This is a genomic window from Acetobacter senegalensis (assembly GCF_001580995.1).
In the GTDB taxonomy this organism is placed as follows: domain Bacteria; phylum Pseudomonadota; class Alphaproteobacteria; order Acetobacterales; family Acetobacteraceae; genus Acetobacter; species Acetobacter senegalensis.
Window position 1 is genome coordinate 37,616 of sequence record NZ_LHZU01000126.1, and the last position, 23,021, is coordinate 60,636.

Annotated in this window: 17 protein-coding genes and 1 tRNA gene; 9 read left to right on the plus strand and 9 right to left on the minus strand. The window is 55.0% G+C overall.

Annotated elements, in window-relative coordinates:
- The first annotated feature begins 194 nt into the window (after positions 1 to 194).
- On the plus strand, positions 195 to 1,445 hold the full coding sequence (locus AD948_RS07975; RefSeq protein WP_061471421.1) for a UbiH/UbiF/VisC/COQ6 family ubiquinone biosynthesis hydroxylase: 1,251 nt from the start codon (positions 195 to 197) through the stop codon (positions 1,443 to 1,445).
- Between the two features lie 29 nt (positions 1,446 to 1,474).
- A complete protein-coding gene (cysE, locus tag AD948_RS07980) occupies positions 1,475 to 2,329 on the plus strand; it encodes a serine O-acetyltransferase (protein ID WP_006560251.1) in 855 nt (284 codons plus the stop codon).
- Positions 2,330 to 2,773: 444 nt separating this feature from the next.
- Here cysE and ade read toward each other — a convergent pair whose 3' ends face one another.
- From ade to groES, 3 genes are all read right to left on the minus strand, one after another.
- Positions 2,774 to 4,477: an adenine deaminase gene (gene ade, locus AD948_RS07985; RefSeq protein ID WP_061471433.1), complete on the minus strand. Its 1,704-nt coding sequence runs from the start codon at positions 4,475 to 4,477 to the stop codon at positions 2,774 to 2,776.
- 228 nt (positions 4,478 to 4,705) lie between these two features.
- Positions 4,706 to 6,346, minus strand: a complete 1,641-nt coding sequence (gene groL / locus AD948_RS07990) for a chaperonin GroEL (RefSeq protein WP_006557940.1) — start codon at positions 6,344 to 6,346, stop codon at positions 4,706 to 4,708.
- A gap of 54 nt (positions 6,347 to 6,400) precedes the next feature.
- On the minus strand, positions 6,401 to 6,694 hold the full coding sequence (groES, locus tag AD948_RS07995) for a co-chaperone GroES (protein WP_035379617.1): 294 nt from the start codon (positions 6,692 to 6,694) through the stop codon (positions 6,401 to 6,403).
- A 212-nt stretch (positions 6,695 to 6,906) separates the two neighbouring features.
- Here groES and AD948_RS08000 point away from each other — a divergent pair, with 212 nt between their 5' ends.
- Positions 6,907 to 7,593, plus strand: a complete 687-nt coding sequence (locus AD948_RS08000; protein WP_039903710.1) for a dienelactone hydrolase family protein — start codon at positions 6,907 to 6,909, stop codon at positions 7,591 to 7,593.
- A 128-nt stretch (positions 7,594 to 7,721) separates the two neighbouring features.
- Entirely contained in the window at positions 7,722 to 7,925 is a 204-nt protein-coding gene (locus AD948_RS08005; RefSeq protein WP_006557943.1) for a cold-shock protein, read from the plus strand.
- A 410-nt stretch (positions 7,926 to 8,335) separates the two neighbouring features.
- Here AD948_RS08005 and AD948_RS08010 read toward each other — a convergent pair whose 3' ends face one another.
- Positions 8,336 to 11,341 (minus strand): ATP-dependent DNA helicase, encoded by a 3,006-nt coding sequence (locus AD948_RS08010; RefSeq protein WP_061471422.1) that lies wholly within the window; start codon positions 11,339 to 11,341, stop codon positions 8,336 to 8,338.
- Between the two features lie 185 nt (positions 11,342 to 11,526).
- Between AD948_RS08010 and AD948_RS08015 the strand changes: the two genes are divergently transcribed.
- Positions 11,527 to 12,591 carry an NAD(P)-dependent alcohol dehydrogenase gene (locus tag AD948_RS08015; protein ID WP_061471434.1) on the plus strand — a complete coding sequence of 355 codons (1,065 nt, stop codon included), beginning with the start codon at positions 11,527 to 11,529 and terminating at the stop codon, positions 12,589 to 12,591.
- A gap of 330 nt (positions 12,592 to 12,921) precedes the next feature.
- Here the strand turns inward: AD948_RS08015 and AD948_RS08020 are convergent, their stop codons facing one another.
- Positions 12,922 to 13,749: an inositol monophosphatase family protein gene (locus AD948_RS08020; protein WP_039903713.1), complete on the minus strand. Its 828-nt coding sequence runs from the start codon at positions 13,747 to 13,749 to the stop codon at positions 12,922 to 12,924.
- 41 nt (positions 13,750 to 13,790) lie between these two features.
- Positions 13,791 to 14,357 carry an elongation factor P gene (gene efp / locus AD948_RS08025; protein ID WP_006557949.1) on the minus strand — a complete coding sequence of 189 codons (567 nt, stop codon included), beginning with the start codon at positions 14,355 to 14,357 and terminating at the stop codon, positions 13,791 to 13,793.
- A gap of 160 nt (positions 14,358 to 14,517) precedes the next feature.
- Here efp and AD948_RS08030 point away from each other — a divergent pair.
- Positions 14,518 to 14,607 (plus strand) — tRNA-Ser (locus tag AD948_RS08030).
- 968 nt (positions 14,608 to 15,575) lie between these two features.
- On the opposite strand, the gene AD948_RS08040 is transcribed toward AD948_RS08030, so the two are convergent.
- From AD948_RS08040 to AD948_RS18165, 3 genes are all read right to left on the minus strand, one after another.
- Complete coding sequence (locus AD948_RS08040; RefSeq protein WP_061471424.1) at positions 15,576 to 16,385, minus strand: hypothetical protein; 810 nt, start codon at positions 16,383 to 16,385, stop codon at positions 15,576 to 15,578.
- Positions 16,382 to 17,215 carry a P-loop NTPase family protein gene (locus tag AD948_RS08045; RefSeq protein ID WP_061471425.1) on the minus strand — a complete coding sequence of 278 codons (834 nt, stop codon included), beginning with the start codon at positions 17,213 to 17,215 and terminating at the stop codon, positions 16,382 to 16,384. Before AD948_RS08045 ends, AD948_RS08040 begins: the two co-directional genes overlap by 4 nt.
- A 234-nt stretch (positions 17,216 to 17,449) precedes the next feature.
- A complete protein-coding gene (locus AD948_RS18165; RefSeq protein ID WP_140386082.1) occupies positions 17,450 to 17,905 on the minus strand; it encodes a hypothetical protein in 456 nt (151 codons plus the stop codon).
- A 484-nt stretch (positions 17,906 to 18,389) separates the two neighbouring features.
- On the opposite strand from AD948_RS18165, the gene AD948_RS08055 reads away from it, so the two are divergent.
- From AD948_RS08055 to AD948_RS08065, 3 genes are all read left to right on the plus strand, one after another.
- A complete protein-coding gene (locus AD948_RS08055) occupies positions 18,390 to 18,629 on the plus strand; it encodes a hypothetical protein (RefSeq protein WP_061471427.1) in 240 nt (79 codons plus the stop codon).
- Between the two features lie 93 nt (positions 18,630 to 18,722).
- Complete coding sequence (locus AD948_RS08060) at positions 18,723 to 19,382, plus strand: hypothetical protein (RefSeq protein ID WP_061471428.1); 660 nt, start codon at positions 18,723 to 18,725, stop codon at positions 19,380 to 19,382.
- A gap of 374 nt (positions 19,383 to 19,756) precedes the next feature.
- A partial coding sequence (locus tag AD948_RS08065; protein WP_156478987.1) for an NACHT domain-containing protein occupies positions 19,757 to 23,021 on the plus strand: 3,265 nt, incomplete at its 3' end.

Below are 23,021 nucleotides of genomic sequence, written 5' to 3' on the forward strand. Positions count from 1 at the left end.
GCTCCAGACATAAAGCTTCCCCTCTGGCAGGACGCTTTATGAGCGTTAAATTCGTTCCGGATGCAACATGCCAGATTTTTCCGGCGTTGACGAGCCTCCGTCTTTGGCCTTTCTGCGGGGGTAGGGTAGAAGAGAGACCTTCAGAACCCCGGGCAGGCTTTACGCGCGGGGGATGTGCATAAGGAATAAAGACCATGGTTGCCTCCACCGCATCCGCTGTTCATGACACCGCGCCCGCAGGCCAGACGCTGCCGGATGTTGATGTCTGTATTGTCGGCGCAGGGCCTGTTGGGGCAACCTTGGCGTGCCGGCTTGCAAAGGAAGGGATCAGGGTCGCCATTATTGACCGCGCCGACCTGCCGCCCATGGAGCATCCTGATTTTGATGGCCGGGCCTACGCCATTGCAGCCGGCCCCAAGAAGCTGCTGGAAGAAGCCGGTGTGTGGGAGGTTCTGCCGCTGGAGTCCTGCCCCATTGAGGATATTCTGGTAACGGATGGGCGGCCGGGCGAACCAGCGTCCTCCCTGTTTCTGGAATTCACGCGGGACGATGCCTCCCAGCCGTTTGGCTGGATGGTGGAGGCACGGGCGCTCCGTGTGGCTCTGAATGAAACCTTGCACACTCAGCCTAACCTGACGGTTCTGGCCCCGGCAGAGGCGACTGTGGAACGGCAGGCCGATGGCGCGACGGTGCGGTTGCACGATGGCCGGACTTTCCGCGCTTCTGTTGTCGTCGCGGCGGATGGCCGGAAAAGCCGCCTGCGTTCGCAAGCTGGTATTCCATTGACCAAACTGTCCTACGGGCAGACGGCCATTGTCTGCGCCATTGCGCATGAATTCCCGCATGATAACGGCGCGTTGGAACATTTTCTGCCCGCAGGCCCCTTTGCCCAACTGCCCATGACCGGAACAGAGAGCCACCCCTATCTGTCCGCTATTGTGTGGAGTGATAAGGATGGCGTAGCCGAACGGTTTGCCGCTCTGCCGGATGAGGTGTTTGCCCGCGAAATCGAACGCCGTATGGGGAATACCCGGCTGGGTAAGGTGACGCCGGTGGGGCGGCGCTGGACCTATCCGCTTTCTGCTCAATATGCGCAGCGTTACACGGATACGCGTCTGCTGCTGGTTGGGGATGCCGCCCATGGCATTCACCCTATTGCGGGGCAGGGGCTTAATCTGGGGTTTCGGGATATTATCGCCCTGAGTGACATTATGATTACTGCGCACGCAAAGGGCGAGGATCTGGGTGGCCCAGCATTGCTGGCCCGGTATCAGGCGCGCTGCCGTCCGGCCAATATGCTGATGCTTGCGGCAACCGATACACTTGATAGACTGTTCAGCAACAACAATCCCGTTATTCGTCTGGCGCGTGATCTGGGTATTGCAGGCGTCAACCGGTTTCCCAAGCTGCGCAAGGCCTTTGTGCGTCACGCCATGGGGATTTGATCGTTTCTCATTCTGGAGAGAACTCACCGATGAACAAGGTGCATTCCAATTCTGTTCTATCCAGTCATTTTGATGAGGCCAGCGTGGCGTGCGGCCCTCAACTGGAAGTCCTGTGGCAACAGATGATCGCCCAGGCCTGCGTCTGCAATGACCCTCTGGTGCGCGGCCTTCTGGCCACCGGGATACGCAGCCACTCCGATTTTGCCTCCGCACTGGCAGCCCTGTTGGGGCGCAAGCTGGGGGATCGCTCCGTTGCGGCAGATGCGCTCTCTGAACTGGTGATGGAAGGGTTTGAAGCGCAGCCCGAAATTGTCTGCGCTTCTGCCGCTGATATGGTGGCCATTCGGGAGCGCGACCCTGCCTGCCCGGATTACGTGACGCCGTTTTTGTTCTTCAAGGGCTTTCATGCCGTGCAGAGCTATCGTGTGGCGCACTGGCTCTGGCATGAAGGCAGGCGGCATCTGGCTTTGCATCTGCAAAGCCGCGCGTCCGAACTGTTTGGTGTTGATATTCACCCGGCTGCCCGTCTTGGCAGGCGCATCCTGTTTGACCACGGGACCGGTATTGTGGTGGGGGAAACCTGCATTATTGAGGATGATGTCTCCCTGTTGCAGGAAGTGACGCTCGGCGGCACCGGAAAACATAGCGGAGACCGTCACCCCAAGGTACGGCGCGGGGTGCTGATCGGGGCTGGCGCTAAAGTGCTGGGCAATATCGAAGTTGGCGAAGGCGCAAAAATAGGGGCGGGCTCCATTGTTCTGGAATCCGTACCGCCCTTCACCACAGTGGTTGGCAACCCGGCCCGCAAAGTGGGAACCCGTCATTCCGGCATGCCCGCTTTCACCATGGACCAGATGCTACCGCCGATTGATTATATTATCTGAGCGGTTTGCGACGCTAAGGCACCCCGCAATTTGCACGCCTAACGGAAAGTAGCGAGTGGAAGCAGAGTGTGTTTTTCACACGCACCCTGTTCGCCACGCCGAACACGGGCTTTCTCATCCTGATGGGACAAAGGAATGAGAGACGTTTCTCTCACCAGCGTGGGTAAACGTTCGCCCTAAAGGCTTCTTGTTTGTTGTCCCCGGTCCTTCTTTCGCCTGATCCTGATGCTCTTCAAAAACCCGTTCTAGCCCCAAAAATCCTTTGCATTGCTTGGGACTGGACCTTTTGAATAGCCTCCCAGCCTCCCAGCCTCCCAGCCTCCCAGCCTCCCAGCCTCCCAGCCTCTGGTCTGGGGAGGTGCAATCACTTTCTAAAGCTCTTTAAAAAAGCAAGTGAGAGGGGCGGTGACGGGAGGCTATGGCCTTCTTGGGACGTGAGAGGGTTCAGGAGAGCACTTCCATTCTGTTCACATCGACCATCCCGAAATCCGTGATTTTCAGGTGCGGAATAACGGGCAGCGGTAGGAAGGCCAGTTGCAGGAAGGGTTCTTCCAGCGTGCAGCCGAGGGTGCGGGCAGCGGCGCGGAGCGTGATAAGCTGGTCACGTACGGTCTCGAACGGTGCATCGCTCATCAGGCCAGCCACGGGCAGGGGCATATCCGCCAGAACCTTGCCGTGCTGCACAACAACAAAGCCTCCGCCCAGCTTTTCCAGATGGTTCACAGCCTCTGCCATGTCAGCCGGGTCCATACCCACTACGCAGATATTGTGACTGTCATGCCCCACGGAGGAGGCAATGGCCCCATTGGTCAGACCAAAGCCCTTCACAAAGCCCCGACCTATGTTGTCGTTATGGCCGTGGCGCGCCACCACACATACAGCGGCGATATCCTGCGTGACATCTGGCAGCACCACGCCCTCTGCAGTAGGCAGATCGGCCTTGAGGAAAGGTGTTATGATCTGGCCCGGTATCAGGCCAATAACGGGGCGTTCTGTCCCATCACCATGCACAAGCAAATCAACGGCAGCCACGGGGGCAGGGAGTTGCACGCTGCCAATACCTGTTGCGGGGAGGATATCCCGTGTTTCAAACAGGGCATCATTTACCAGCCGGCCCGCGCTGATCACGTCTGAAACGCGACATTCGCGTAGGTCATCCAGCAGGACAATATCCGCGCGGCGGCCGGGGGCGATCAGCCCTCTGTCCCGCAGGCCAAAAGCCTGTGCCGCGCTGAGTGTGGCACAGCGATAGGCGGCCAGAGGCTCCACGCCCAGAGAGATAGCAAGCCGGATGAGGTAATCCAGATGGCCTTCATGGGCGATTTCAAGCGGGTTACGGTCATCCGTGCAGAAAGCGAAGAACTGTGCCGTCTGTGGCGTGAGCAAAGGCACGAGGGCCCTGAGATCCTTGCAGACGGAGCCCTCGCGGATCAGCACCATCATGCCTTTGCGGATTTTCTCCAAGGCTTCTTCGGCTGTGGTGGCTTCATGATCGGTGGTGATGCCAGCCGCCAGATAGCCATTCAGCTTGCGGCCACGCATAAGGGGCGCATGTCCATCAATGTGGCAGCCTTCAAAGGCTTCCAGCTTTTCTATGCACTCCGGGTCACAGTTCAGAACCCCCGGAATGTTCATGAATTCCGCCAGGCCGATCACCTTGGGGTGTGTGCGGTAAGGGGCAAGGTCTACGGCCCGAAGGCATGCGCCGGAGGTTTCCAGCGCCGTAGAAGGCACACAACTGGAGAGATTGACCCGTAGATCCATGATGGTGCGGGTCGCGGCCTCCGTGAAGTAGTCCAGCGCTGCCTGCCCCAGAACGTTCGCCATTTCGTGCGGGTCGCAAATGGCGGTGGTTACACCATGGGGCAGAACGCAGCGGTCAAATTCAAAAGGCGTGATCAGCGAGGATTCAACATGCAGGTGCGTATCAATAAAGCCCGGCACGGCAATGCGGTTCTGGCCTTCAATAACGCGCTTACCCTCGTACGTGTCCAGCGTGCCGACAATTCTGTCCCCACACAGGGCGATATCCGTGGGAATAAGCTCTCCGGTTACCAGATCAAACAGCCGGACATTCTTGATGACCGTATCCGCTATTTCAGTTCCGCAACCTTGTGCAATGCGGTTGGAAAGTGTGCTGCCTGTCATGCCTGTTTCATTTCCCCCGTAAAGCAGGAGGCTGGCTGAGGCCTCAGTCTCCAAAAATCCTCATCAGCCCCGATCCGTTATTGTTCCTGATCCGGGAGGGGAAGGCAAATGCTGTTTCTTTAAAAGAAAAAGGCGAGGGCAACCAAAGTTGCCACTCGCCTTTCAGGCTTTCCGCCCGTTTCGGAACGCAGCCGGAGCCGCCGTCCGAAACGGTAAGGAAAAAGGACCTTAGAAGTCCATACCGCCCATGCCGCCCATGTCAGGGCCGCCAGCCGGAGCTGCTTTCTTTTCCGGACGTTCTGCCACCATAGCTTCGGTGGTGATCAGCAGACCGGCAACAGAAGCTGCATCCTGCAGAGCCGTGCGAACAACCTTGGTCGGGTCGATAATACCGGCATCAACCAGGTTCTTGTATTCGCCAGCCTGTGCATCGAACCCGAAAGCGTATTCTTTGGATTCAAGCACCTTGTTGGCGATAACCGCACCATCTTCACCAGCGTTGTGAGCGATCTGGCGCAGCGGAGCCTGCAGAGCCTTGCGGATGATGTCACCACCAACGCGCTGATCGTCATTGTGGTAGTGCAGGTGAGACAGGTTGGCAGAAGCGCGAGCCAGAGCCGTGCCACCACCAGGAACAATGCCTTCTTCCACAGCAGCGCGGGTTGCGTGCAGGGCGTCATCAACGCGGTCCTTGCGTTCCTTGACTTCTACTTCTGTGGAGCCACCAACGCGGATCACGGCAACACCGCCAGCCAGCTTGGCCAGACGTTCCTGCAGCTTTTCACGGTCGTAGTCAGAGGTGGTTTCCTCGATCTGCGCACGGATCTGCTTGCAACGGCCCTTGATGTCGTCAGACTTGCCAGCACCATCAACAATGGTGGTGTTTTCCTTGTCGATACGCACCTTTTTGGCGGTGCCCAGCATCGGCAGGGTAACAGTTTCCAGCTTGATGCCCAGATCTTCGCTGATCACCTGACCACCGGTCAGGATAGCGATATCTTCCAGCATGGCTTTACGACGGTCACCAAAGCCAGGAGCCTTGACAGCAGCAATTTTCAGGCCACCGCGCAGCTTGTTGACAACCAGGGTTGCCAGCGCTTCACCATCAACGTCTTCTGCAATGATCAGCAGCGGACGGCCAGACTGTACAACGGCTTCAAGCAGCGGCAGCATCGGCTGAAGAGAAGACAGCTTCTTTTCATGGATCAGGATGTAGGGGTTTTCCAGATCAGCCGTCATCTTCTCCGTGTTCGTCACGAAGTAGGGAGAGATGTAGCCGCGGTCGAACTGCATGCCTTCAACCACGTCCAGTTCTGTCTGGAAGTGCTTGGCTTCTTCAACCGTGATCACGCCTTCGGAGCCAACTTTCTGCATGGCTTCGGAGATCATCTGACCGATTTCAGATTCACCGTTAGCGGAGATCGTGCCAACCTGGGCTGTTTCAGCCGGGGTGGTGATCTTCTTGGTGTTCTTCTTCAGTTCTTCAACAACCGCAGCAACGGCCTTGTCGATACCGCGCTTGAGGTCCATCGGGTTCATGCCAGCGGCAACGGCCTTGTGGCCTTCACGCACAATGGCCTGAGCCAGAACGGTTGCAGTGGTCGTGCCGTCACCAGCGATATCGTTGGTTTTGGAAGCCACTTCGCGCAGCATCTGTGCGCCCATGTTTTCGAACTTGTCAGCAAGTTCGATTTCCTTGGCAACGGACACACCGTCTTTCGTGATGCGGGGAGCGCCGAAGCTCTTGTCCAGCACAACGTTACGGCCTTTGGGACCGAGCGTGACCTTAACAGCGTCTGCAAGGATGTCGACACCGCGCAGCATACGCTGGCGTGCGTCACCACCAAACTTTACGTCTTTGGCAGCCATTGAAATTCTCCTGTGAGGATCAGTTAAATATTGAAAAGCGGATCAGGGCGTCACTCAGGCGGAAATAATGCCCAGAATGTCGCTTTCTTTCATGATCAGCAGCTCTTCACCGTCGATCTTCACTTCTGTGCCGGACCATTTGCCGAACAGGATCTTGTCGCCAGCCTTGACATCAAGCGCTACGATCTGTCCCTGCTCATTGCGGGCACCCGGACCAACTGCGACCACTTTGCCTTCCATCGGCTTTTCTTTGGCCGTGTCAGGGATAATAATGCCGCCAACTGTCTTCTCTTCGCTTTCGAGACGACGGACGACTACTCGGTCGTGTAAAGGACGAAACTTCGTCATTATGGATCGCTCCACATTCATTTTTGCTGCGGTGGCGCCCTTGTCTGGAAGCGACACCACCTGCTTTTACCGCGCGTAACGAACGCCGCGTTGCGTTAGCACTCCCACCCCGGGAGTGCCAGAACAGGAGATAGGTTTGTCCTCCCCGAGAGTCAAGAAATGTGGAAAACTTTCTTCCAGTTTTAACACTTCACGCAAAAGGAGTCGCCGCCATGGGGCATGCAATCACACTACAGGCTGAGGACGGACATAGCTTTTCAGCCTATGAGGCAGGCGGAGCGGATCTGCCCTATGCGCTTGTTGTGGTGCAGGAAATTTTCGGCGTGAACGATCATATCCGCCATGTGTGTGATGATTTTGCGGCTCGCGGTTTTCATGTGATTTCGCCCGCTCTGTTTGACCGCGCCCAGCCGGGGACGGAACTGGGGTATGACAAGGCAGGAATTGATCAGGGCCTGGCTCTTCGTGCCCAGATCCCCCCGGAAAAAACCTTGTTGGATCTGCGGGCAAGTGCGGCGGCACTGGCGCATAAACGTGGCAGCGGGCGCAGCAAACCGGGCATTATTGGCTATTGTTGGGGCGGCACGCTGGCATGGCAGGCCGCAACCCATACGCATGATTTTGCAGCCGCTGTCTGTTGGTATGGTGGTGGTATTGCCGCCAGCCGCAACGAGACTCCGCATTGCCCGGTGGAAATGCATTTTGGCGGGCAGGATAGCAGTATTCCTCACATGGATGTGACCGCCATCAGGGAGGCGCAGCCGGGAATTGAAATTTTCGTGTATGACGAGGCAGGGCATGGCTTTGGCTGCGCGGAACGCTCGTCTTTCAACGCGGAGGCCTACCTTCTGGCGCAGCAGCGCAGTGTGGCGTTTCTGGAAGCGCATCTGAAGGGCTGAAACTGCCGGAATCGCGCACAGGCGGGGTATTTTGATTGACATTCCCGCCGCTTCATGAGCGGATAGAGGGGTCCTGTAGCCGGCATATGGTTGCCCGGCAGGAGACTATCAGGGAAAGTTACCCGCCTATGCCGACCGGTACAGTAAAATGGTTCAATGCCACCAAAGGCTTTGGCTTCATCGCTCCTGATGATGGAGGCAAAGACGTTTTTGTTCACATCACCGCTGTTCAGGCTGCTGGCCTGCGTGGTCTGAATGAGAATGAGAAGATTTCTTATGAACTCGTGACAGAGCGCGGCAAAGTGGCTGCTACAGAGCTCAAGCCTCTCTAAGGCTGCCTGCGGGGCGAGGGCGTTTACGCAACCTGCTCCGCACTCTCTGCAGAGACTGTCTGTTGGTTTCGCTAAAGCCGTGCCAACTGACACCTGTGGCACGATCTGGCAAGAAAACGCTACGCCGTTATTCTTGGTGGTTCCTGTTTGTCTCTGCGACAAATTTTGATTATTCCAAAAAGTATTTGAAAAGCCTGTCAGCTTTGCGTGGCAGTTTTTCTGCGTTGGATGACGTTGGTGTTTTTAAGCCAATATCCTTGCGCTGAGCTTTTCTATTCTGCTTTCAGCACAGGTGGAAACGCATGCTGTTTCCGATTACTGAGGGTTTAGACGCAGCCTTTTGACTTCAGCATGCAAAGCCGCCTCGTAAGGCATGTTGTCACGCCCCGAGCGCGATGAGCCATCGCCGTTCAGTTTTGAGGCGTGCGTGGCAGAAAGCTTTCAATTTCCCGTGCTGTGTCCGCCAGCCCCATCCGTCGTACTTCGGCCCCCGGTGGGAAGGCTGAGAGCAGGCGCGAAGGCGTTCTGCGATCCAAAAGCACAAAAACACCCCGATCTGACTGGCTGCGGATGAGTCGCCCAAACGCCTGACGCAGCCTGAGCCGGGCAATCCGGTCATCGTATCCGGTTGTATCGCCGCCAGAGAGATGAATGCGCCGTTCACGGTGCAGAATATCAGGCCGGGGCCACGGAACGCGCTCAAAAACCACCAGTCGCAGGGCATTTCCCGGCACATCCACACCATCACGCATGGCATCCGTACCTAGCAGGCAGGCATGTTCTTCCGTGCGGAAAATATCCACCAGCGTTGCGTTATCCATTGCATCGACATGCTGCGCATAAAGAGGCAGGCCGCTTTCCTCCAGCGCAGGCGCAATGCGGGAGTGAACGCCTCGCAGGCGTGATATGGCGGTAAACAGCCCGAGCCCTCCGCCGCCAGAGGCTTGAAACAGGGTGCGATAGGCGGCTGCCAGATCGGCAATACTTCCATGGTCTATGTCATTGACAATAAACGTGCGCGTCTGCCGGGCGTAATCGAAAGGACTACTCAGGCTGGCCCGAATGGCGGGGGCCGGAAAGTGGTTTGCTCCGGTTCGGGCTTCAGCCGCTTCCCACGCACGTTCCGATTCTTCCGAGTAAAGGTCTTCCGTCTGTCCCTCTTCTGTCGGGGGTTTGCGCGGGGTGTCTGACTGATCGCGCAGGGTCGCGGACGTAATCAGCATGCCCTGTGCAGGCATGGCCATAACCGCAGCAAAAGGCACGGTGGGGTCCAGCCAGTGGCGGTGCAGGCCTACATCCTGCTCGCCCATGCGTTGTTTTTCCCGACGATCCAGCCGGATGAAATGAATGTGGGTCGGGGTGGCATCTGCTGGCGGTGGGTGATCCAGCGCGTCCAGCATGGCGATCCAGGCGTCCAGCCGGGTAATGGCCCGGCGGCGCAAGGCGCGCACCATAGCCTCAATTCGCCCTCGGGTGACGCTGTCCAGACTTTCTGCTTCATCTTGCAAACGGGCGTGCAGGCGTTCCGCCAGTGTGCGGAGCGGTTCCGCCAGCCGCCCCAATGCCCGCGCCAGCGCCTGCCCGGCCTGTGCAAGGTCGGGCAATAAAGGGTGCAGGTCACATTCCAGCGCGCCGTAGGCATGGTCTGCACGGCCGCGTTCCTGACTGCGCGCCAGAACCTGTTGGCGCAGCAGTTTGAGAAACATCTCGGTCGGGTTCTCAAGCACGGGCTCAACGGCATTATGCACCATGGGGAAAAGACCATCTTCTCCCTGTGCAGGCACGTCTTCGGCGGGATGAGGCGGTGGTTCGTTCTCACCGTCTGTTCCGGCCAGCCGCGTGGACCAGCCGGGGGCGGGCAAGGCGTGGGCCGCCATCAGGGCAGCGTCCAGCGGTGTTTCCAACTTGGGCAGGCCGACGACCAGATCATCCAGCCGCCGCTTGAGGCCGCGCGCGCGGGAACGGCGGCCTTCCGCGCCCAACAGCCAGCGCCGCAGTTCCGCAGCTTCCAGCCCCGAGAGTTCGGCGGAAAAGGCACCGTCTGCCGCATCCGCCAGATGATGGCCTTCATCAAAAACATAGCGGGAAGGCGTGCTGTCTTCTTCACCTTCTTCCGAATCATCCGCCATGGCGTTTTCAGAATAGGCCGCCTGCGCCATTACCAGCGCATGATTGGCAATGACCAGATCTGCCTCCCGCGCCCGGCGGATGGTATGTTCAACAAAGCAGCGCTGATAATGTGGGCAGGCACCGTGAATACATTCACCGCGCCTGTCCGCAACGCCGGTAATGTTGCCGTGGCCAAACAGATCTCCAAACCAGCCGGGCAGGTCTCCGCCTGTCAGATCACCATCAGCGGTGGCGCGGGCCCAGCGGGCGAGCATCGCCAGCGCAATGGTCACGCCTGCGGGGCGGGAGGCCGCACTGTTGACGGCTTCTTCCATGTTTAGCAGGCAGAGGTAATTCTCGCGCCCTTTGCGCAGCACCACATGCCGGCGGCGTGTGGCGTCATCCGGAAACAGGCGGTGTGTTTCCTGCTCAATCTGGCGTTGCAGGTGGCGCGTGTAGGTGCTGATCCACACGCTGCCGCCATTGCGTTCTGCCCACACGCTGGCGGGTGCGATATACCCCAGCGTCTTGCCCGTTCCCGTTCCGGCTTCCGCTAGCACCACGGCGGGATTGCCGCGCATGGTGCGAGGTTCGAACGCAGCGGTGGAGACACTGGCAAAATCTGCCTGTCCTGCGCGGCTTTCAGCCCCTTCGCCCAGCAGCATGGTCAGGCGGGCGCGGGCTTCGGCAGACGTGATGGGATGAGACGCTGGAGGCGGGCGCGGGGCAACATCCTCCCATTTGGGCAGCACGCGCCACACGCGCAGGGCATCCCCCGGCTGCATGGCGGCTTCTGGCAACTGTCCGCGCGGTCCCAGTTTTTCGTGCAGGCCGAGGGTTTCCGCGACAGTTCCCGCCCAGGGCCAGCCCGCTTGCCCCAGCCGGACGGTCAGCGCGGCCAGAAACTCTGCTTCGGGGCCACTTTTGAGGCGCGCGAGTTCCGCCAGCATCAGGGAGGTCAGAAGAGGGAGTAGATCTGCTTCCGCCTGCCCAATTCGTTCCTCTTCTACCCCAAGGGCGAGAGCCAACCCACGCGGTGTTGGGGCGACGGAACGGGCCGGATAGACAAAGGCGAACAGTTCCAGCAGGTCCAGCCACGGGCAGGGTTGGCCCGGTGCATGCAGGCCCAGTTTGCGGGCAAAGGCAGGCGCATGCACCACCAGCGGGCAGGGCATGGTTTGCAGCCGCTCGCGTATTTCCGTGATGGAAAGGGTGAGAAATTCCCCGTCCTCCGTCAGCACGGAAATGCCGCGATGATGCGCTGTGAGCGCGGGCGCATCATGCGCAGAGGGAAAGGATGACTGCATGGAAGCCTTACTCTACGCAAGTTGGGGCGTACGAACCAGAGGCTATTCCATATGGTGAAAGCCTGATGCCCACAGTGCGCTGTTTCTGAAGCGGGCCTGATACCGTATGATCATCCCAGTATTTTGTGCGGGAAGGGATGGATATCGCCTGCCTGCTTTTGCTCTCAGTGGAAAAGGACAGACACGTGTTTTCCTGTGTTGGTTATGCTGCTTCCAGTGCCACGGCTCCCTTGGAAGCCATTACGTTCGAACGGCGGGACTGCGGCCCGCGTGATGTGCAGATAGATATTGCCTATTGTGGTGTCTGCCACTCCGATATCCATACGGTGCGCAGTGAATGGGGGCCGAGCTTTTACCCCTGCGTGCCCGGCCATGAAATTATTGGGCGTGTGGTCCAGACGGGCGGAGATGTCACCCGCTTTAAAAAAGGTGATCTGGTGGGTGTGGGCTGCATGGTCAATTCCTGCCGCCATTGCCATTCCTGTGAAGCCGGGTTGGAACAATATTGTGATGCCCTGCCGACCTGGACATACAACAGCCCGGACCCGGCTTTCCCGAAAGAAGGGGCTCATACCTATGGGGGTTATTCCCGCACCATTGTGGTGGATGATCATTTTGTGCTGCGCGTGCCTGAAAATCTTGATCCTGCCGCCGCTGCGCCGCTTCTGTGTGCGGGGATTACCACGTGGTCTCCGCTGGCGCACTGGAAGGTGGGCAAAGGGCACCGTGTTGGTGTTGTCGGGCTGGGCGGCCTAGGTCATATGGCAGTCAAGTTTGCTGTGGCGCTTGGGGCGGAAGTCACGTTGTTCACGACATCCCCCAACAAGGTGGAAGACGGCAAGCGGCTGGGCGCGCATCGCGTGGTGATTTCTCGAGATGCCGAGGCCATGCAAGCGGAAGCTAACCGCTTTGACTTCATTCTGGATGCAGTTTCTGCCGAGCACGACGTGAATGAATATCTGGGCCTGTTGCGGCAGGATGGGCACATGGTGCTGGTGGGGCTGCCGGAAAAACCCATGTCTGTGGGGGCGTTCACACTGGTGGGCAAGCGCCGCAGCCTGGCCGGGTCAGCCATTGGTGGTATTCAGGAAACGCAGGAAATGCTTGATTTCTGCGGCAAGCACAACATCACGGCCGATATTGAAATGATCAAAATGGATCAGATCAATGAGGCTTATGAACGCGTCCTGCGCTCTGATGTAAAATACCGGTTTGTGATTGACATGGCGTCCCTGCCAGAAACGGCGTGAGAGAAAGCCTCAGAAGTTTTGGCGCAGTCTCATGGAGAGCAAAGTAACGGGAGGCGGGAAAGGGCGGTGTTGAGTGGCACGCGGGGAAGGCGGGCGCAAACACGGCCTTCAGCCACACATCGTCCTCTAGGCGCTTTACCCGAAGAGGCCGAATAAGCTGGTTAGGCTGATCTGTTAAACCGTAATGCGTTTCCTGATGGGCTGTTTGAAAAGTCCATCGGGGCAGTCTGGCGTGTTTTTTTAACGCGAGGTGGAAGCACCTAAAAAAGAAGGCCGCCCACAGTAAATGTGAAGGCGACCTTCTTTAAAACCGAAAGTGGGAAAAGTGGCTCAGGCGTCCTGAAGGCTTTCCGCAACCACTTCAAGCAGCTTGCCGTGCATGTTGGCGTTGCCAGCCACAATCATCACATCGTCCGGCATATCATCCAGATCCTGCCCAGCGGGGTCAGTTACCTGACCGCCAGCTTCACGCACGATCAGGATGCCTGCTGCGCAATCCCACGGTTTGATGCCAAATTCCCAGTAACCTTCGTACCGGCCAGCGGCAACCCATGTGAGGTCCAGAGCCGCGGCACCAAAGCGGCGGACACCAGCCACACGCGGCATCAGGTGGCCCATCACGCGGGCGAAGGGCAGGCGCTGCCGTGCAGGCACCTTGGCGAAGGGGATGCCTGTTGCAAACACGGATTCATGCATGTCCCGGCGTGCGGAAACACGAATGCGCCGTTCGTTCAGGTAAGCCCCGCTGCCTTTTTCCGCCCAGAACATTTCACCCGCGGCCGGGTTGTATACCAGCCCGGCTGCAAGTTCGATCTTTCCATCGGGCAGGCGGCGTTGCAGACCAATGGAAATGGCCCAGTGCGGAATGCCGTGCAGGAAGTTTGTGGTGCCGTCCAGCGGGTCCACAATCCAGCGCCACGTCCAGTTATCACCGCCTGAAGCGCCGGATTCTTCCATCAGGAAGGCGTAGCCCGGGCGGGCCCGTTCCAGTTCTTCGCGTATGGTCTGCTCTGCCCGAAGATCTGCCTGAGAGACAAAGTCACCGGGGCCTTTGATGCTTACCTGAAGCTGCTCGACTTCATTGAAATCGCGCAGGAGACGCTTGGCTGCCTTTTGGGCAGCTGTCTGCATCACCATCATGACGGGGGAAAGACGCATGGCCACTGTGTTTTGTCCTGCTCTGGAGTGGTGCTGAAAGATCAGTCTTTGGCGCGTTCTACGTAAGAGCCGTCTTCTGTTCTGACGACAACCCGTTCGCCCGCTTCAATGAAGGGGGGCACCATGGTTTTAACACCATTGGAAAGTTTGGCCGGTTTGTAGGAGGAGCTTGCCGTCTGCCCTTTGACAACGGGGTCCGCTTCCACAATTTCCAGCGTTACCTGCGGGGGCAGATCCACGCCAACCGGGTCACCTTCAACAAGGTGGAGGTTGATGGTCATGTTGTCCTGAAGGAACGGTGCCTGGTCACCCAGCAGATCAACCGGGATCATGTACTGTTCGAACGTTTCCGGGTCCATCAGCACAAGCGTTTCACCATCGGTGTAGGAATACAGATATTCCTTGTCCTCGGTCATCAGCCGTTCAACGCTGTCAGCGGTACGCCAGCGTTCGTTGGTTTTGTTGCCGGTTTTAAGGTCACGCATTTCCACCTGGATGAATGCGCCGCCTTTGCCGGGGGTGATGATCTGCTGTTTCAGCACCGTCCAGCGACGGCCATCATGCTCGATAACCTGTCCGGCCCGGATCAGGTTCGCCTGCTGTTTCATAACTCGTCCCTGAATGGATTGGGTATTAAAGAACGGCGTTCTACAACTCCAACCCCGTAAGAGCAAGCGTGAGGGCAGTGAAACCCTACAAACAGTTTCTGCCCACACCCCCGCTAGACAGAAAAAGAAGGCGTGTTTATAAGACGTTCGACCTGATGCAGGAAGGGTGGCCGAGTGGTTGAAGGCTCCAGTCTTGAAAACTGGCGTGCGGGTAACCGTACCGTGGGTTCGAATCCCACCCCTTCCGCCATCAGGTGATAAATTTTCCAATAAAAACAAATAGTTATGGACCATCTTCTTATTGGTCCCATCATGCATCCCATCTTATGGTTTGCGGTTTCCTGCGGCGTCGGGCGGCGTAAGAACCGCTCCTGATAATTTATGTTGGTAATAAGAGCTGGGTTCTGATAGAACAAAACGAGATTTTGCTGAGGAGCTTTATCTTTAACTACCCTTCCACGTCATCCTCATACCTTCCCAACGAAGATAACTTTGTCATAGTACGACATCTCCCCAAGACAGCTCCGATCACCTGATGCTCCTCAGCATGGTGGTTTCGACAAGACGGCTGGCCGTCAGCCGTCAGGCTTGGGAGTGCGTATCATGCACGGTACAGACATATCGGTCCCAAAAGGGGCGTTTGTTACCCGGAAGGAGGCGGCGGCAATTCACCTCCATTGCCACGTGAAAACAATTGATCGTTATGTCGCCGCGGGGGCGCTCACCAAATACAAATTCGGGCGCAAAACACTGTTTTTACTGGCGGATGTTTTGGCGCTTATAAAGCCTGTGGGTGTTTTGCCGTCCACCTCCGGCCGTGGGCGGGCGTGTGCTCCTTTTCTGTCTTGGGGTATGGTGACCTTCATAGTCTCGAGCGTTGCCATTCTGTGGGCAACGTTCTTTCTCATTCATTAGCGAGATAGCTTTGTAGCGAAATGGGGACGCTTCTTTATGTATGTCCCCATGGTTGCGTGTGAGGCGAGAACTATTCTGTTAAATGCATCACGCGAGGAAATCTTGGACACTACATGAGAAAGTAATGGCAGTTAACATAATTAGGATTTTTTGCATTGAAACAATAATAAAATCTCATAAAATTCTGTTTGAATTATCTATACTTTAAAGATGGTCCAAAAATTAACAGGCGTGGGGAGTGACGCGTTTGTATCTCCCGCGCGGCAAGTTCTTATCAAGCTTAGACTATTAAAAACGCTGCGGTCAGTTCCCTGCAATCGCGTTGACAGCATCTTGCGATTCGAGAGTTATTTCAATTGAACAGGAACGCCTATAGGGCGGCTGTTGGCTCATGCGGATCGTCTCACGGCATTGATCGCGCATGGTGGCAGTGAATGGGCTGCTTTTTATCACGGCAGCCCATGAAATAATGGAGGGCGGTGCCTGCGTCATGGCACTCTGGAACTCCGCGACTGCAGCATCATGCTCATGGGCAGCGATGACGACTTCGGTTGCATGCTTCTCAGCCTGTGCGACCTTGTTTTGGGCTTCTTCCCTCTCCTGATCAATCTGGACGCTTGCTGCGCTTACGGTCTGGGCCATCTGGCGACTCATGGCGTCCTGTTCCATTATAACGCCCAACAAAAACGAAGAGAAAATCAGTCCACCAGAAAGCAGCAGCCGATATCCTGGTCGTCTGAGGAATGGAAGTATATCGGCAGCCAGTGCGAAGAAGGCCGCGAGCATTCCATGCGGGGCTCCCACGACGTGACCTTCGAGGGTCTTTGGCGGAGGAGGGGGCGTGGAAGAATGTTTCGTAAGAAGAACAGAGATCTGAGTGATTCGGTAGACGGCTTCCTGCAGCCTCTGTAGCGTCTCCTCTTGCCGACTTTCGTTCTCTTCAAAACGGGCCGCCAGCGCCTCGAATAGACGATCGGTGGCTTCTACCCAGGCATGAAGTGGATCTCCAGGTCTGATACCGGCCTGTTCCGCCTTGCGGCGATACTCCTCCAGCGCGGCGGAGAGTTCGGAAAGAGGGAGTTGAGTGTTGCGTGGGGTGATGGGCGATGTCATGTGAACTGGCCTTCCGCTGGTATCCAGGGTAGATCGACGTTCGCTTCCCAGAAGCGTTCGGCAACGGTGCGAAGCCACTGAACCAGCATCTGACGTTTGATGGGGCCCAGAGGTGGTATATCGACAGATTGCCGGTTCTGAACCGCCTCATAAAATCTGAGACGTTTTCGGTCGATATCCGGTGCCGGTAATAGGTCTGGGAGCGAGATCATACGTGCTCCACGCTTTAGAACGTCGCCCAACTGTCTGCTGCGCATGATCGTTTCAAAGGCGACTTCAACAGACTGGGAAGAGGGTTTTATGAATTCGTTTAAAACTACAATCGTTTTTTCTGGGCGGAAAAGACCATCTTCCTCAAGGCTCGCCAGATAAGCAAGATAATCCAGATCGGCTCCTAAATGATGAAAAAGGACAGGCTGGATAGCGTAATCACGAAAAAAACCGACAAGATCAAGACGGAGAGCGAGATTTTTTAAAACAAGATCACCACCTCCAAAATCCAGAATCAGATTATATTTTTCTTCAATTTGACGTTCTAGAATATCCTCCAGGAATGTCATGACATCCCTGTCATCTGCGGTTCGAGGTGCTTCAACCAGATTAGGATAGAATGCTGTCAGTGTGGCATTTGTTCTGTCTAGATCAGCTATTTTTAGAGATAATCCAGATCTTTCGATCCACTCTGCATGCAGTCGTGCATGTGTGCTTTTGCCGGTTCCTCCCCGCCCCGCAAAGATCAGGCAGCAGGGGGTGATGGCACTCTTCTGGGCAAGACTGGTTTTTAGTGTGACAGGCTCTTCATGGTCTGGAACTGGTTTAATCGTTTTCATGGCTTCCCTCCGATTTCGTAGAGGGTGCATTATTTATGCCGCGAGTCCATCTTCTTATTTCGCATTGTCTTAGATGATAAATGAGTTTTTTATCAGATTAAAACAAATGATATATGATCCATTGGTGAAAAGCATAGACGCCTGAGGACGCAGGACGACGCAGAAAGACGCAAGATTTTTGGAAAGAAGATTCAGAAAAATACAGAACCTGACAGAATGATCATGGAATCACATTTAAGTGATGCTGTCCTCGGTGAGGGGCCGGGGGCGTTGGACTGTCGTCCGGGAGAGATTCTTCCGAATGCGCTGCAGGTCGGGGTGAAGATCAGCAGGCGAAGACAGATCTTTTTCTACAGGGCGGGGTGGTGTTGCCTGAACGGTGCGACGGTCGAGTTGTGGGCGGTAATGCTGGACCGGACGCAGCGCTACCTGAGCGACCTTTTTCTGGGCGCGGACCCGCTGCCATGCTTTCCGGGCGGTCTCAAGCGTCGGATGATTTCCGTTGGCATCACGCAAGTCGAGTTGCCGAAAAAGCGCAAGCCATATCGGCCACCGAACACGCTTCGAGCCGAGTTCGACCAGCAACTCGTCATGACGGTACTCCATCCATGCCATTAATGAGCCTTGCCCGCTCTCTTTCGCCGCTTCTGAAAGCATGGCCGCCAGCGGGCCATGTTGGTCGTATTTCATGTTCTTCCCTTCTTCTGTAGGGTTCCGGCCGGTTTCAGTCTGACATCAGGCTTCTGAAAAAGCCAGACGGTTTCGGTCTCAAAGCGGGACAAGAACAGGACGTCATTGTTGAGAGGCTTTTTTAGGCAGGGCGTAATTCCGACTTTCTGCCCCCTGAGATGCGGTTATTTTCGCTCTCCAGAGGCACCTTTTCGTCCCAAATGAAGGCACGCTACCGCAATTTCATATGCACCCTACGGGATGCATATGAAATTGCTGGGTTTTTTCTTCTTTTCTCTCGTTCTATCGCATTTAAAAATGCTCTCTCTCAACTCATTGTTTTGAAATGAATTTTCTAGAAAAGGGATTTTCTGACCGGGGTGGGATGGAGACGCTTTTCCAGTGTGTTCTGGTGACTGTGCATATCCGTCAATGCCCCAGAGGAAGAGGGACGGGATGTGTGTGGTCTTTTTCTCCCTTTTTTTGGACGACAAGGACAAAAATCATGTCTCATTACCCACTGTCTGATCTGTTTCCTGTTACCGATGACGTTGTGCATTCAACGACGGAGCTCAAAGCTCTTCATGTGCTCGAGGGCGTTCTGCTGCTCGAGATCCTTGGAGGCAGCGAAGCCGCTTTTGAGGCTCTTGAGGGCCTGGTCATATTGCATCGCGACATGGAACGTCGTTATGGCCGCCTGGAACAGCTTCTGGCGGCGCCAGTGACGATGAAGCAGGCAGACTGACCACTTCAATCACACCCTATCCTCACCAAAAAAATCTTTTGCTGGCTCCGCTTCACGCAGTGTGATCGGAGCCATTTTTTAGGATATTTCCCTATGACGGCTGATTATCGTTTCGACCCACTTCAGTTTCCGATGCCTGTTAGGACCGGTCTTTTTCCACGCCGGGATATTGACCTCTACGCCGAGCTTTCAGCCCGCGTTGGCGTCTGTGTCCATGGCTTTATGTTGGCGGACCTTGGGCGAAAGGCCTGGGATCTGCGCAAGAAATACTGGCAGCCAGGGGAGGGGGCATGGGTGGCCTTTCGTGAGGCTGTGCATCAGTGCCATCCGCACCTACCTGTCGAGGAAAAGCTCGCACAGGACGGTCATCAGTTTGACTCGCTTTACGAATTGGCTGTGTATCGGAGCATCAAACCGATCCTGCCATCGTCAGTAAAGCTGGACGTTCATCCTGTTGTGAAAGGATGCATTTTTGAGGAAGAAGCTTTTGCTGATTTCAAGGTGAGTTCGGCCTGTACCGGCAAAAGCTGCTTTATCGAAGTGGTCGGTCTGTTTGACCGGACATTTACAGCTTATTCGCCAACACAAAAGGCGCGAAAGGACGAGACCTTAAGGCGACTGCATCGCTATCCATCCAGTCAGCGCCCGATCCTTATTTTTAAGGATATGGTCTGTGATCCTGAACAGGTCACTGCAGCCATCAGGCAGGCAATTGTGGCAGTCGCGGAGGACGGGCTGCGAACCGCTGCCTGATGGGGGGCTTGCAAATGACGCCATGATGACATCTGATTTTGAGCGTCACTGTTTAATCTGTTAAGCATCCGAGATGATAGCGACTGCTGCCTGTCTGCTCCTGTATCATTGAGCAGACAGGCCGATCAGGGGGGGGTAAGCGGATGGTCCGCTTACGGCAGGAGGAATTGCAGAAACTGACCTTTTTTGACATTCCTATTGAGCGCGGCTGACACTTGTTTATTTCTTTGTTTTGCTGACACTCCATCGTTTTCTAGCTAGCCATTTTGTAGACAAGAGATATCCGTCCCCAAATGATACGAAAGTCCCAATTTCTTAACAGGTTTTTTCCTCGCTCGCTCAGGTTTGCTAATTCTGTTGGCGGTCAAGTTGACGTGGCCAAGTTTCTCGCACTTGACGGCAACAAGGTAATTCTCGGCAAGCCGGGCATGGGTAAGAGTGAGCTAATGCGCGAGCTCGGTCGACACCTCGGGGTTGAGCCGGTCACAGTGATCCGTTTTATCAACTCCAAGAATCCAGCCAAGCTGATTGCTCAGAATAAGCCGATTCTAATCGATGGCCTTGATGAGGCGATGGTGCAACGTGAAAGTGACGCCGTCGACGTCCTGTTGGCAAAGCTTGACGAGGCTGATTCTCCACCTTTCATTCTCTCATGCCGCTCACGCGAGTGGCAAACACGCAACGTGAGAACGCTGAATCAGCTCTACTCAGCCGATCTGCAAATTGTGACGCTTGAGCCGTTCAACAGAACCGAAGCGCGCACGTTTCTTCTTGCACAATACCCAAACGTCGATGCGGACCGCGTCCTGACTCATCTCACAAACCATAGCTTGGAAGAGCTTTACGGTAATCCGTTGATGCTGACTTTGGTCGGGCAGGTCGCCGAGACTGACACGCTATTGCCTCTGACACAGGCGGGCTTGTTAGAGCGCGTCTGCACATTGATATGGCCTGAGCATGATTCCGATCGGCCTTATAAAGGTCTAGCAGAACTCACGAAGGAAGACGCATTTAACGCTACTGGCGCAATCGCCGCGGCGCTATTGTTCGCGGGGTCTGAAGCCGCAAGCGCAGCGGGGGCAGCGCAGGTTCAGCAAGGCGACATTCAACTTGCTGAATTGGCGAAGCTACCCGAGGCGAAAGCCGCGCAGATAATTTTTTCTTCCAAGTTGTTCCACAGCGTAGGCGTATCACGGGCGAAGCTTGTCCACCGGGTCATCGCTGAATTTCTTGGAGCGCGCTGGCTCGCGCAACAAGCTAAAACACCCCGTTTGCAACGACGTTTATTAGCCCAACTGCACGGGCGCAGCGGCGTGCCTGCAAGCCTAAGAGGCCTGCACGCATGGCTCGCATATCATAATGACGAGATGGCTTCTAGTATTATTGACGCAGATCCTTATGGATTATTGCGTTATGGTGAAATTTCTGCTTTGAAGCCGTCTCTCGCAGAAGAATTGTTTCAAGCACTTTGTAATCTAGCTGGAAATGATCCTTATTTTCGTGCCGCTGATTGGGACAGAAAAACCGCAGCAGGACTGATGATTCCGAAACTAGCCCCAAAGATTAAAGAAATTATTGAAACTACAACAAGCAACTCACATCTGCGTTCACTATTTCTCGAAGGGTTAATTGAGACGCAACTTGCAAAGACGCTTTCTGGCACCCTAGAAGCTATTGTTTTTTCATCAGAATATTCCTTTAGCGACCGTTATGCTGCGGCTATCGCACTGCTCCCACACCGAGATCACGCCTGGCAGCAGAGGATGATTGCAATGTTAATGAACGAGGGCGGCAACGCACCTCTGATCGCGCTCGAACTATTGTTAAAAATCGACAAAGGCACGTCTGATGCCCAACTGGTAGATTATCTATTCGTTGCGACGGAAATGAGTTTGTGCCCGCTTTTGCCCGCTGAAACACAACGCGTTCATATACGAAAATACTATAATGTTCTATTTGACGCGATATCGTCTCCAAGATTGATTGATATACTTAATATTATGACGGACTATACAGAGATTGCATTCGAAAGTGACCATAAAAATGCAGATCAAATCCGCTATATCGTGAGTGATCTTATTGTCCGTGGAATTGATACAGGTGTAATCGGTTCCAATATGGCATCGTCGCTCTGGCGGTGGCTTGGGCCGATTGAGCACAGGGCAGACGATCGATCACATAGACTTAGCGGTACGGAAGAGGCTTATAAGCTTGCCGCGGCTCTGTTAACAAAAGGTGCGTTACGGCGAGCCCTCGAAAAACATGGCCTGGATTGTCACAGGAATGAAAAGAACTCGCAGGAAAAATGGCGATATCTGCAACGCAGACTTGTCGGACTCTGGTCGCAATTTGATGACATCCTGTCAGCACTCGATCGTCTCGCTCTCGGCGATAACAAGGACCCTGATTTGCGTCGGGATTGGAAATATTTATTGTACATTGGGAGACAGCCTTCCGAATATTCTTCCGAATTACGAGTTTCACCGAGATTGCGATCTGCAGCAAAAAAATTCAGCCGCGGTGATATGCTGCTGGAAGATTTCATGCAACAACTCGACAACCCCGAGAAATCGGCTCAGACTATCCGACAGGAAAGCGGACGGGCTTGGCTAAACCAGAAATTTAAGGCGGCAGTTCAAAAACTGAGTGCAGACAAGGAAGGATTGCGAAAAGGCGAGCTGCCAACCATCTATTTTGCGGCTCAGATATATTTCGATTGTTTCCTTAATCTGCCACGCACTATGCCAATAGATCAAGGTTTGGCTGAATTAGTTGGAACCGATCTGCGGGACGACGTTCTTGCTGGCTTCGAGGCAGTCTTACATCGAGATGATCTGCCGTCTCCTGCAGAGATTGCCAGTTCTTTCGTTTGCGGAAAACATCATATTTATCGACGACAAATAATTCCAGGACTTTACGAACGCTTACGCAATAACAGAGATATAGAAGCCCTGTCTACCTCATTGAAAAAATCAGCATTATTACTTATTTATAGCGAATCGTACGAAATATATCATGATAAATTAATTAATGACCTACGTACAATGCTGGAGGGAGCAATCTTCCTCACTTATGAAGACCGAGAGGATTTTGCACGTTTATGGTTTGAACCATCAATAACATCAACACATGCACGGTCTTTACCTTTGACACTCGATCGCGATTGGTATTGGCAGCAGGTATGCGTCCCACTTTGCGCTGAATGGCTAACCAATTTTTCGGAGATTTCTATTGCTGTTGAGGAAGGATTAATTGATATTCTCGCCCGTCATGGGGCGTTCGACAAATTAAGGACGATCGGTGAGGTGCGCGCTACTTCGACGTGTCATAATTCCGCTTCCAGATTATTATGGCGGTCGGTGGACATAATGGTTCGGTTCGAAGCGGTTCAAGAGGAACTCAAAGGTATCGGAGTCCAGTGTCCAGATTTTATCTACCTGCTTGATCGTCGTTTTCTCAGCGATCAACTACGAATGCTTCACTATATGACAATCAAGCAGGCTGAATGGATTATTAGGGAGTTTCGTAGTGAATGGGATTTAACGGGAGATTACTGGAGTATTGCCAATGACGGCAAACCCAGTAGCTTTTTGAGTGAACTAGGGCTAATCGACATTCAAGCGCTCCAGATCATGACTG

What these genes read in the sequence shown, in the direction of transcription:
- AD948_RS08020 (WP_039903713.1), bottom strand. Translation starts at nt 13,749, where the DNA reads ATGCGTCTTTCCCCCGTCATGATGGTGATGCAGACAGCTGCCCAAAAG.
- AD948_RS08010 (WP_061471422.1), bottom strand. Translation starts at nt 11,341, where the DNA reads ATGCAGTCATCCTTTCCCTCTGCGCATGATGCGCCCGCGCTCACAGCG.
- AD948_RS08005 (WP_006557943.1), top strand. Translation starts at nt 7,722, where the DNA reads ATGCCGACCGGTACAGTAAAATGGTTCAATGCCACCAAAGGCTTTGGC.
- AD948_RS08055 (WP_061471427.1), top strand. Translation starts at nt 18,390, where the DNA reads ATGTCTCATTACCCACTGTCTGATCTGTTTCCTGTTACCGATGACGTT.
- cysE (WP_006560251.1), top strand. Translation starts at nt 1,475, where the DNA reads ATGAACAAGGTGCATTCCAATTCTGTTCTATCCAGTCATTTTGATGAG.
- groES (WP_035379617.1), bottom strand. Translation starts at nt 6,694, where the DNA reads ATGACGAAGTTTCGTCCTTTACACGACCGAGTAGTCGTCCGTCGTCTC.
- ade (WP_061471433.1), bottom strand. Translation starts at nt 4,477, where the DNA reads ATGACAGGCAGCACACTTTCCAACCGCATTGCACAAGGTTGCGGAACT.
- AD948_RS18165 (WP_140386082.1), bottom strand. Translation starts at nt 17,905, where the DNA reads ATGAAATACGACCAACATGGCCCGCTGGCGGCCATGCTTTCAGAAGCG.
- AD948_RS08045 (WP_061471425.1), bottom strand. Translation starts at nt 17,215, where the DNA reads ATGAAAACGATTAAACCAGTTCCAGACCATGAAGAGCCTGTCACACTA.
- AD948_RS07975 (WP_061471421.1), top strand. Translation starts at nt 195, where the DNA reads ATGGTTGCCTCCACCGCATCCGCTGTTCATGACACCGCGCCCGCAGGC.
- efp (WP_006557949.1), bottom strand. Translation starts at nt 14,357, where the DNA reads ATGAAACAGCAGGCGAACCTGATCCGGGCCGGACAGGTTATCGAGCAT.
- AD948_RS08000 (WP_039903710.1), top strand. Translation starts at nt 6,907, where the DNA reads ATGGGGCATGCAATCACACTACAGGCTGAGGACGGACATAGCTTTTCA.
- AD948_RS08060 (WP_061471428.1), top strand. Translation starts at nt 18,723, where the DNA reads ATGACGGCTGATTATCGTTTCGACCCACTTCAGTTTCCGATGCCTGTT.
- groL (WP_006557940.1), bottom strand. Translation starts at nt 6,346, where the DNA reads ATGGCTGCCAAAGACGTAAAGTTTGGTGGTGACGCACGCCAGCGTATG.
- AD948_RS08040 (WP_061471424.1), bottom strand. Translation starts at nt 16,385, where the DNA reads ATGACATCGCCCATCACCCCACGCAACACTCAACTCCCTCTTTCCGAA.